Origin of the sequence: Gordonibacter faecis (assembly GCF_030077735.1) — a bacterium.
In the GTDB taxonomy this organism is placed as follows: domain Bacteria; phylum Actinomycetota; class Coriobacteriia; order Coriobacteriales; family Eggerthellaceae; genus Gordonibacter; species Gordonibacter faecis.
Window position 1 is genome coordinate 1 of the sequence record NZ_JASJEU010000009.1, and the last position, 9,228, is coordinate 9,228.

General features: G+C 61.1%; 7 protein-coding genes. 5 read left to right on the top strand and 2 right to left on the bottom strand.

Going from position 1 to position 9,228, the window contains the following annotated elements; genetic code table 11:
- Positions 1–300: 300 nt before the first annotated feature.
- On the bottom strand, positions 301–645 hold the full coding sequence (locus QNJ86_RS05020) for a winged helix-turn-helix domain-containing protein (RefSeq protein WP_283831504.1): 345 nt from the start codon (positions 643–645) through the stop codon (positions 301–303).
- A gap of 46 nt (positions 646–691) precedes the next feature.
- A complete protein-coding gene (gene thrC, locus QNJ86_RS05025) occupies positions 692–2,260 on the bottom strand; it encodes a threonine synthase (RefSeq protein ID WP_283831505.1) in 1,569 nt (522 codons plus the stop codon).
- Positions 2,261–2,536: 276 nt separating this feature from the next.
- Between thrC and QNJ86_RS05030 the strand changes: the two genes are divergently transcribed.
- The 5 genes from QNJ86_RS05030 to QNJ86_RS05050 all read left to right on the top strand — a co-directional run bounded on the left by QNJ86_RS05030 (position 2,537) and on the right by QNJ86_RS05050 (position 8,513).
- Positions 2,537–4,582, top strand: a complete 2,046-nt coding sequence (locus QNJ86_RS05030; RefSeq protein ID WP_283831506.1) for a copper-translocating P-type ATPase — start codon at positions 2,537–2,539, stop codon at positions 4,580–4,582.
- A gap of 227 nt (positions 4,583–4,809) precedes the next feature.
- Complete coding sequence (locus QNJ86_RS05035) at positions 4,810–5,136, top strand: FeoA family protein (protein WP_283831507.1); 327 nt, start codon at positions 4,810–4,812, stop codon at positions 5,134–5,136.
- Positions 5,137–5,369: 233 nt separating this feature from the next.
- Positions 5,370–5,606 carry a FeoA family protein gene (locus tag QNJ86_RS05040; RefSeq protein WP_283831508.1) on the top strand — a complete coding sequence of 79 codons (237 nt, stop codon included), beginning with the start codon at positions 5,370–5,372 and terminating at the stop codon, positions 5,604–5,606.
- A 290-nt stretch (positions 5,607–5,896) separates the two neighbouring features.
- Positions 5,897–8,251: a ferrous iron transporter B gene (gene feoB, locus QNJ86_RS05045; protein WP_283831509.1), complete on the top strand. Its 2,355-nt coding sequence runs from the start codon at positions 5,897–5,899 to the stop codon at positions 8,249–8,251.
- Between the two features lie 22 nt (positions 8,252–8,273).
- Positions 8,274–8,513 (top strand): hypothetical protein, encoded by a 240-nt coding sequence (locus QNJ86_RS05050; RefSeq protein WP_283831510.1) that lies wholly within the window; start codon positions 8,274–8,276, stop codon positions 8,511–8,513.
- The last annotated feature ends 715 nt before the right edge of the window (positions 8,514–9,228 follow it).

Consider the following 9,228-nt stretch of genomic DNA (forward strand, 5'->3'; position numbering starts at 1 on the left):
TGCAACCTACATTGGAAAGGACGTACTCGCCATAAATCTGGCGACATAAAGAGTATATGAGGGGCGGTTCACGAACCACCCGTTCGCGCGAAGCGCGAAAACCCAGGTCAAAGTTGTGTTCTCCGCCTGCGGCGGAGAGGGCGCTTCGTGAAGCGCCCCTACAAAGGTGATCTTTTAAGTTAGATTCATTACACATGAAAGAGCCCTCGTCATAGTGGTAGGGAGGGCATCCTCACTTGGCGTATTCGCCATGCGCGAAGCGCGTCACACTTTTGCATAGCGAAACGCTCCCAAGTGGTTCTACCCCAAGATACGGGCGAACTCTTTTTCGGCGTTTTCCTGCAGTTTGGCGTCGATTGCTACGTAGGCGTCTAGCAGTTTGTTGCCGTCGTCGGTGAGGCTGCTGCCGTGGGCGCCGTCGCGGTCGAGCAGCTGAATGCCCAGCGCGGCCTCGGTGTCTTTCACGATGCGCCATGCCTTGCTGTACGCCATGCCCATGCCCTTGGCGGCGGCGTTGAGCGAGCCGGTTTCGCGCACGCCCAGGCACAGGTTCGCGATGCCGCGGCCGAACACCGAACCGCTGTCGGAGGTTGGGTTCGTGATGGAAAGCCTGATGGTTGGCTTGAGGTTCGAAAGCTCGCTCATGGTCCGTCGTCCTTTTCTCGTGGTGGCCGCCGCGTGGGTGGGCCCGTTAGTCGTCGGTTGCGTTGGCCTGCAAGGTGCGCAGGAAGTCGAGCGCGGCGGCCTCAATGTCTGCCGTGCCGTTGTCAATGACCTCGGTGAAGCGGATGGGCAGTGTGTCCAGCTCGGCCAGGCCCTGCGGAATGTCGGTGTGCCCCGTTTCGCGCGCGATGAGTTCGTTCAGCTCGCAGCCCGAAAGCGCGGCCACGTCGGCGGGCAGGGGAGCGCCGGGTGCAATGCCGTGCAGCGCGCGGTACACGTTGTCGCCGAACTTCGCCCAGTGCGCCGTGCTCGCGATGAGCACGGGGTTTTCGCCGCGCAGGTTTTCGGCCGCGCGGTAGGCCACGGCCGTGTGCGGGTCCATAAGGTAGTCGTGCTCGTCCAGCACGGCCTGGATGGTTTCCAGACACGTGGCGTTGTCGATGGAATCGGATGCGAACGTGGCGCGTACCTGCGCAAACGTGTTTTCATCCACGCGGAAGCGGCGCTCTGTGCGCAAGTCGTTCATCCAGCCAGCGATGGCCTGCGCGTTGCGGCCGGTGAGTTCGAACAGCTGGCGCTCCAGGTTCGACGACACCAAAATGTCCATAGAGGGCGACGGCGTCAGCACGAAATCACGGTCGGCGATGTCGTAGGTGCCCGTGTTGATGAAGTCGGTGAGCACGCGGTTTTCGTTGCTGGCGCAGAACAGCATGCCCAGCGGCACGCCCATGCGCTTGGCGTAATACGCGGCCAGGATGTTGCCAAAGTTGCCGGTGGGCACGCATACGTCCAGTTCATCGCCCGCGCCCAGCTTGCCGTCGGCCACCAGCTGCGCGTAGGCCGACACGTAGTACACAATTTGGGGCATGAGGCGTCCCCAGTTGATGGAGTTCGCGCTGGACAGCGCCACGCCGTGCTCTTCCAGCAGGCGGGTGGCGAAGGCGTTGTCGCCGAACACGTTTTTCGCGCCGGTCTGGCAGTCGTCGAAGTTGCCGCGCACGCCCCACACCTGCACGTTTTCGCCACGCTGGGTGGCCATCTGCTTGTGTTGAATGTCGCTCACGCCGCCGTCGGGGTACATGACGCCAATGGACACACCGTCCACGTCGCGGAAGCCTTCGAGCGCCGCCTTGCCGGTGTCGCCGGACGTGGCAACCAAAATCATGAATTCGTGGTTGAGTTTCCCCTGCTCACGCAACTGGTTAGCGCTGGCGGAGAAGAAGCGCGGCAGGCATTGCAGCGCCATGTCCTTAAACGCGCTCGTGGGGCCGTGCCACAGCTCCAGCACGTGGGTGGTTGCGGTGAGCGAGGTCACCGGGCAGATGCGCTCGTCGTCGAAGTTTGCGCCGTAGGTTTGCGCCATGAGCGCGTCGATGGTTTCGGCGGGCAGGTCGATGTCGAACGCTTTATAAATGCGCGCCGCGCGCTGCGCGTAGGGCAGTTCGGCCAGCGCCAGCAGGTCATCGAGCGTGAGCGTAGGAATGTGCTCAGGCACATACAGCCCGCCGCCCTCAGCCAGTCCGTTGACAACAGCCTCGGTGAACGTGATGGGTTGCGCGGTGAGTCCGCGCGTGTCGGTGTAGAGGTTCTGAGCCATGTCCTGCGCTTTCTGCCGGGTTGGACAACGTACGAAGTGCCACCTCAGTATACTATGCCGCGAATATTCTGACGGCGGAATCGCCTTGCGATTTCCAGGCAATTCGCAAGCGGTGCGTCGTGCAGGTCTGCGGTGCTTCCCTTAAGGTAGCGGAACAGGGGGCCAACAAAACAACCGTCGTTGTTCACGTGCGTAACGCTCTGGCGGCAGGAGCTTTGACGAGCGTCGGCCGCCGCTACCATGGGCCGCAAAACAGTTCCACGGCGAGGAGACGCAATGGCGAACGAGCACGCAAACGCACAACAGACCACGATGAAGGGGATGCATGGCGCAGATCTCAAGCGACGGTTCTTTGTGAGCCTTGTGCTGTCTGTGCCAGTGTTGCTGCTTTCGCCGCCCATGGGAATGGCGCTGCCTTTCTCGCTTGCGTTTCCTGGGTCGGACTGGGTGGTGGCGGTGCTCGCCACGGTGCTTTATGGTTACGGCGGGTGGCCGTTTCTGCGCGGGGCGGTGGGCGAACTGCGGCGTCGCCAGCCGGCCATGATGACGCTGGTGGCGCTGGGTATCACGACGGCATATATCTATAGTGTCTACGCGTTCGTGCAGCGCAGCGTGCTGGGCGCGCATGACGTGCACATGGACTTTTTCTGGGAGCTGGCCACGCTCATCGACATCATGCTGCTGGGTCACTGGGTGGAGATGCGGGCGGTCATGGGCGCTGGTGACGCGCTCAAAGAGATGGCCGAACTGCTGCCCGCCGACGCGCATGTGCGGCGCGACGACGGTTCTGTGGCCGACGTGCCGCTCGATCAGGTGCAGGTGGGCCAGACCGTCGTGGTGGAGGCGGGCGAGAAAGTGCCGGCCGACGGCGAAGTGGTAGACGGATCATCGCAGGTGAACGAGGCGCTGGTGACGGGTGAGGCGCGTGCGGTGGAAAAAGCGCCCGGCGACGCTGTGTTCGGCGGTTCGCAAAATGGCGACGGCACGCTGTACGTGCGTGTGACCGGCACGGGCGAGTCGGGCTACCTTGCGCAGGTGATGCGGCTGGTATCGCAGGCTCAGCAGGAGAAATCGCGCGCCGAGGTGCTGTCCGATCGCGTGGCTCGTTGGCTATTCTACGCGGCGGTGAGCGTGGGTGTAGCGGCGTTTGTCGTGTGGTTGGTGGTGACGAGCAATGTGGGTGACGCGCTCACGCGCATGGTAACGGTGCTCGTGATTGCGTGTCCGCATGCGTTGGGCCTGGCCATTCCGCTGGTGGCTGCGCGTTCGACGTCGCTTGGAGCGCGCAGCGGTTTGCTCGTGCGCCGTCGGCGCGCGCTTGAAGTGGCGCCGAAGGTGAACGTGGTCATGATGGACAAGACCGGTACCCTTACCGAGGGTGATTTCCGTGTGGCGGAGGTGCGGGCTCTTGACGGTGGCGAAGAAGGTGCAGTCGCGCACGTCGATCCGACTGCGGCCGATGACCAGGTGCTCGCCGTGCTGGCGGGGCTTGAGGCGTCGTCGTCACACCCGCTTGCCGCCTCCATCATGCAGACGGCGGACGAACGCGACGTTGCGCCGGCTACCGTACGCGACGTGCACTCCATTGCGGGAGCGGGTGTGGAAGGCGCGCTTGATGGCGGTTCTCACGCGCTTGTTGCGAATGCGCGCTACCTCGATGAGCAGGGTATTCCCTACAATCATGATGTGTTCGATCGCTTGGCTGGCCGCGGCCTTACCGTGAGCTTCCTTGTGGAGGACGGCCGTGCTGCCGGGGTGGTGGCCCAAGGTGACGAGGCGAAGCCTTCTGCTACACGTGCTGTAGAGGCTCTCAAGACACGCGGCGTGCAGCCGGTCATGCTGACCGGCGACAATGAGGCGGCGGCCCGCGCTGTTGCGGGTGCGCTCGGCATCAATGAGGTGCACGCTGGCCTCGTGCCCCAGGATAAGGTGCGTCTCGTGCAGACGCGTCGTGCTGCGGGCGACACGGTGATGATGGTGGGTGACGGCATCAACGACGCCCCGGCGCTCGCGCAGGCCGACGTGGGCGTGGCTATTGGCGCTGGCACCGACGTGGCCATCGACTCGGCCGACGTCGTGCTGGTGAAGAGCGACCCGGAAGATATTGTACGTTTGCTTGACCTCGGCACTAACACCACGCGCAAAATCAAGCAAAACCTCTGGTGGGGAGCGGGTTATAACATTGTTGCCATTCCGCTGGCCGCCGGGGTGCTGGCACCCGTCGGTATTGTGCTTGGCCCGGCCGTGGGTGCTGTCCTCATGAGTTTATCTACGGTTATTGTGGCGGTGAATGCCCTCACGTTGAAGGCGGGGGAGCGCTGATAGGGGCGCAGGTCGCTGCGTGTTTCGCCAGGGCGAGGTGGTGTTGAGCCGCGATTGGTGGCCACTTCCCCCTTGCGCCTGCGCGGGGTCTGACAATTCGTCGGCTTCCGTCTACGCATGCGGCTGTACTACAATTTCACAAAGAATTGTTAACCATGGCTTCCATTTTTCGGACGTTTCACGTATGATGTCAATTGTTACCCAAGGCTAACTGATGGGAGTCCGACATGGAGAACGCAACGACGATGCCTGTTTGCAGCGGCGCGTCGGCCCGCGCCGAAAGAGCAGCAGCACATTCGACAGCAGGCTGTCAGATGCCGCTGTCGTTTTTGGGAAGCGGGGAGTCGGCCGTTATCGCAAAGGTGCGCGGGCGAGGTGACCTGCACCATCATCTGGAGACGCTTGGCTTTGTGGAAGGTGCAACGGTAGAGGTGATGTCGAAAGCTGCCGACGACCTCATCGTTCAGGTCAAAGGCACCCACGTGGCCCTCAGCAAACAAGTAGCCTCCCGCATTCTGGCAACCACCGCAACTCCTACTCCCAACCCAGCGTAACCAAAAAATGACGAACAACTTTTTCACGAACTTCACGCACTCATTTTTTCGCGAACGAATGTTTCACGTGAAACATTTCACGAGCGATATGATCAACAAATGCTAACACATTTGCGTGCGTAATTTTTTCGCGAATGTTTCACGTGAAACAGTGGGTACTTCTTCACGTTGATGTGGGAAAACGTGAATTAAAAGTGAATTAAAAAATAATTGACGAAGGAAAGGAAAGGTAGATGACGGAAGGACAGGGCAAGACGTTGCGCGATGTGCGCATTGGTGAGTCGGCGACGGTGCGTCGCCTCACGGGGGAGGGCGCCCTTAAACGCCACATCATGGACATGGGCATCACGAAAGGCACCGACGTATTCGTTCGCAAAGTAGCCCCCCTCGGCGACCCCATTGAGGTCACCGTGCGCGGCTATGAACTGTCACTTCGCAAGAGCGAGGCTCAGAACATTCTTGTGGGATAACGCCTTCGAACTACCGTGATATTAAAAAATGGCACACCTTCCGCACTCAAAAATTCGTGATTGTTATTGAGACGCTGTTGCAATTACGCGAATGAAAAAATGAGTGCGCGAAAAGTGGAAAGCTGAAGTTTTATTTTTTTTTGAGATAGTGTTAGTTGCAGTTAACTTTTGGTAGAGGGACACACAGCATCGGTGGGAACCGAGAAATGCGAAGTCTCTCTTCAAAGCAAGCAAACAACCTGTTCAGCGCTGGGAAACGCGGGGCGGGGAAACTGTGGGAAAGGTGGAACATGGGTATTCGTATAGCGCTTGCGGGCAATCCAAATTGCGGCAAGACAACAATGTTTAACGACCTCACCGGGTCGAACCAGTACGTGGGCAACTGGCCGGGCGTCACCGTGGAAAAGAAAGAAGGCACGTGCACGCGCGACAAAAGCATCACCATCACGGACTTGCCGGGCGTCTATTCGCTCTCGCCCTACTCGCCCGAGGAAATTGTGACGCGCGACTTCCTGCTGGACGGCGGCCCAAACGTGGTCATCAACCTGGTGGACGCCACCAACCTTGAGCGCAACCTCTACCTGACGACGCAGATCCTCGATCTGGGTCTTCCGGTCGTGGTGGCGCTGAACATGATGGACCTCGTGGAGAAAAGCGGCGACACCATCAACGTGGCGAAACTGTCGCAGCGGCTGGGCTGCCCCGTGGTGGAAACCTCCGCGCTGAAGGGTCGCGGCATGGAGGAACTGCTGGCCGTGGCCGTGAACGCGGCGAAAACAGCAACGCCGCCGACGCCTAACCTGCCCTTCGACGCCGCCGTAGAAGACGCGCTCTCCCAGGTCAGCGACGTGCTGGGAACCCGCGTGAAGCCCCACACCGCGCGCTGGTTCGCGCTCAAGGCGCTGGAAGGCGAAGAGCGTACGCTTGACGCGCTCAACCTGCCCGCTGGCGACCGCGAAGCCATCGCCGCCATCCGCGAGGCGCTCGAAAATCGCCTGGACGACGACGCCGAAAGCATCATCACCGGCGAGCGCTACGATGCCATCGGTCACGTCGTAGACGCCTGCGTCAAGCGCTCGCTCAAAGGCGCCACCGCCACGCAGAAAATCGACCGCGTAGTCACGAACCGCTGGCTGGGCATTCCCATCTTCATTGTGGTCATGACCTTGGTGTACTACCTGGCCGTATCCACGGTGGGCACCCTGTTCACCGACTGGGCGAACGACGGCGTGTTCGGCGACGGTTGGCTCTACACCGGCACCGAGCAGTACGACGAAGCCGTGGCCACCTGGGAGGAAACCGTCGCTGCCGCCGAGGAAGCCGGCGCAAGCGAAGCCGAGTTGGCCGTCCTCGCCGAGGAAGAGCCTGATCCCGCCACCTTCGGCGTGTATATCCCCGGTCTCACACCCGTTGCCACCGAGGCGCTGGAATCTATCGGCACGGCACCGTGGCTGGTCAGCCTCATTGTTGACGGCATCATTGCCGGCGTGGGCGCGGTGCTGGGCTTCGTTCCCCAGATGATTGTGCTGTTCCTGCTGCTTTCGCTGCTGGAGGCGTGCGGCTACATGGCGCGCGTGGCGTTCATCATGGACCGCATTTTCCGCAAATTTGGCCTGTCGGGCAAAAGTTTCATCCCCATGCTCATTGCGTCGGGCTGCGGCGTGCCGGCGGTCATGGCCACGAAAACCATCGAGAACGAGAAAGACCGCCGCATGACCATCATCACCACGACGATGATCCCGTGTGGCGCGAAAATGCCTATCATCGCGCTGGTATTTGGTGCTGTCGCCGGCGGCGACGCGGGCGCTACCTGGTGGATTGCGCCGCTGTTCTACTTCCTGGGCGTGGCGGCCATCATCATTTCCGGCATCATGCTGCGCAAGACGAAGATGTTCGCGGGTGAAGCAACGCCGTTCATCATGGAGCTGCCCGCCTATCACGTGCCCGCCGCCAAAAACGTGCTGATGGCCACGTGGGAGCGCGTCCGCAGCTTCATCGTGAAGGCCGGCACTATCATTTTCCTCAGCTCCATTGTCATTTGGTTCTTGCAGGGCTTCGGCTTCTACGACGGGCAGTTCGGCCTGCTTGACCCCGAGATGGAGGGCTACATGGACTACAGCCTGATGGCGGGCCTGGGCAACGCGCTTGCGTGGCTGTTCGCGCCGCTGGGCTTTGGGAATTGGGAAAGTGCCGTCACGTCCATAACGGGCCTGGTGGCGAAGGAAAACGTGGTTGCCACGGTGGGCGTGCTGACGGCTGCCGGCGACGTGGGCGAGGCCGACCCGACGCTGTGGGCTGCGTTCGGCACGATGCTGGGCGGAAGCGTGCCGGCTATCCTGGCGTTCTGCGCGTTCAACCTGCTGTGCGCGCCGTGCTTTGCGGCCATTGGCACCATCCGTCGCCAGATGGCGTCGGCGAAGTGGACGTGGTTCGCCATTGGCTACATGACGCTGTTCGCGTGGGCCGTGGCGCTGATGATCTACCAGTTCGGCCTGCTGCTGGCGGGCGGCGCCTTCACCGTGTGGTCGGGCGTTGCCGTGGTGGTGCTGGCCGGCATGCTGTTCCAACTGCTGCGCCCGATGCCTCGCTTTGATGGTGAAAGTGCTGTGAAGAAGCTGGACGCGAAGAGCAGCGCCGCGGCGTAACCCCTGATGAAAGGACGTGCTTATGCTTGCTTTTGATATGACGCCCGCGACGGTGATTATAGGCCTGGTGGTGGTTGCCCTGGCTGTGCTGGCCACGCGACGGTTGGTGAAGCGTGGAACGTGTGACTGTCACGACCACGGGGGTGGCGAAGGTGGCGCCTCGCCCTGCGCCGGAGGCTGCGCAGGCTGCCACGGCTGCGGCGCAGCCGAGCGCATGGCGGCAGAGGTAGAACGCGCCGCCGCGAAGCAGGCGAGCGCCTGATCTGCGGTGACAATGTGGTAGCGGGTGGGGCCCGATAGCTGCTTGCGGCTGTCGGGCCCTGCTTGTTGTTGGGGCGGGGTGGGGTGCTGGCCGCTGGTTGCTGTGGGGCTGATTGCAGGTGGTTGGTTCATGGTTGGGCTCGTCGCGCGGGGGCGGCGGATTTTTGGCTGCTGCTTATCACGCTGCCGCGGCCCTCATTCGTTTATGGAGGAATTGTAAACCATGGTAAACTTCCCTTGACCCGTAGTATGAGTTAACGTAGACTAACATATGTCAGAAGGCGATGGAAAACAAAACCTTCTGCTCCTCTCTTCTTGTTGACTCGGCGGTGAAGGCTCCTCTCGTCTGGCCGTTCACCGCAACCTTCGCCGATGGGGCGACCTCCCCCTTCGCCCCATCGGCACTCCTCCCTTTTTGAAAAACTTTCTGATCGCAATGTGCGGTGCGCGCGCCGATTGTCCCAAAAGTGTGACGCGCTTCGCGCTGGCTAATGCGCCAAGAGATAATGATCTCCCTATCACGATGGCGCGGGCTTCTTTCGGTGTAAAAAAACCTAACTAAAAAGGTAAACTTCGTAGGGGCGATTCATGAATCGCCCTTTCGCGCATAGCGCGAATACGTAGGTAATGATTGAGTTCTCCGCCTTCGGCGGAGAGGGCGATTCGTGAATCGCCCCTCATATACTCTTTATGTCGCCAGATTTATGGCGAGTACG

Bases quoted from the DNA above. Each gene is read 5' to 3' on its own strand.
- QNJ86_RS05020 (WP_283831504.1), bottom strand. From the start codon at position 645: ATGAGCGAGCTTTCGAACCTCAAGCCAACCATCAGGCTTTCCATCACG.
- thrC (WP_283831505.1), bottom strand. From the start codon at position 2,260: ATGGCTCAGAACCTCTACACCGACACGCGCGGACTCACCGCGCAACCC.
- QNJ86_RS05030 (WP_283831506.1), top strand. From the start codon at position 2,537: ATGGCGAACGAGCACGCAAACGCACAACAGACCACGATGAAGGGGATG.
- QNJ86_RS05035 (WP_283831507.1), top strand. From the start codon at position 4,810: ATGGAGAACGCAACGACGATGCCTGTTTGCAGCGGCGCGTCGGCCCGC.
- QNJ86_RS05040 (WP_283831508.1), top strand. From the start codon at position 5,370: ATGACGGAAGGACAGGGCAAGACGTTGCGCGATGTGCGCATTGGTGAG.
- feoB (WP_283831509.1), top strand. From the start codon at position 5,897: ATGGGTATTCGTATAGCGCTTGCGGGCAATCCAAATTGCGGCAAGACA.
- QNJ86_RS05050 (WP_283831510.1), top strand. From the start codon at position 8,274: ATGCTTGCTTTTGATATGACGCCCGCGACGGTGATTATAGGCCTGGTG.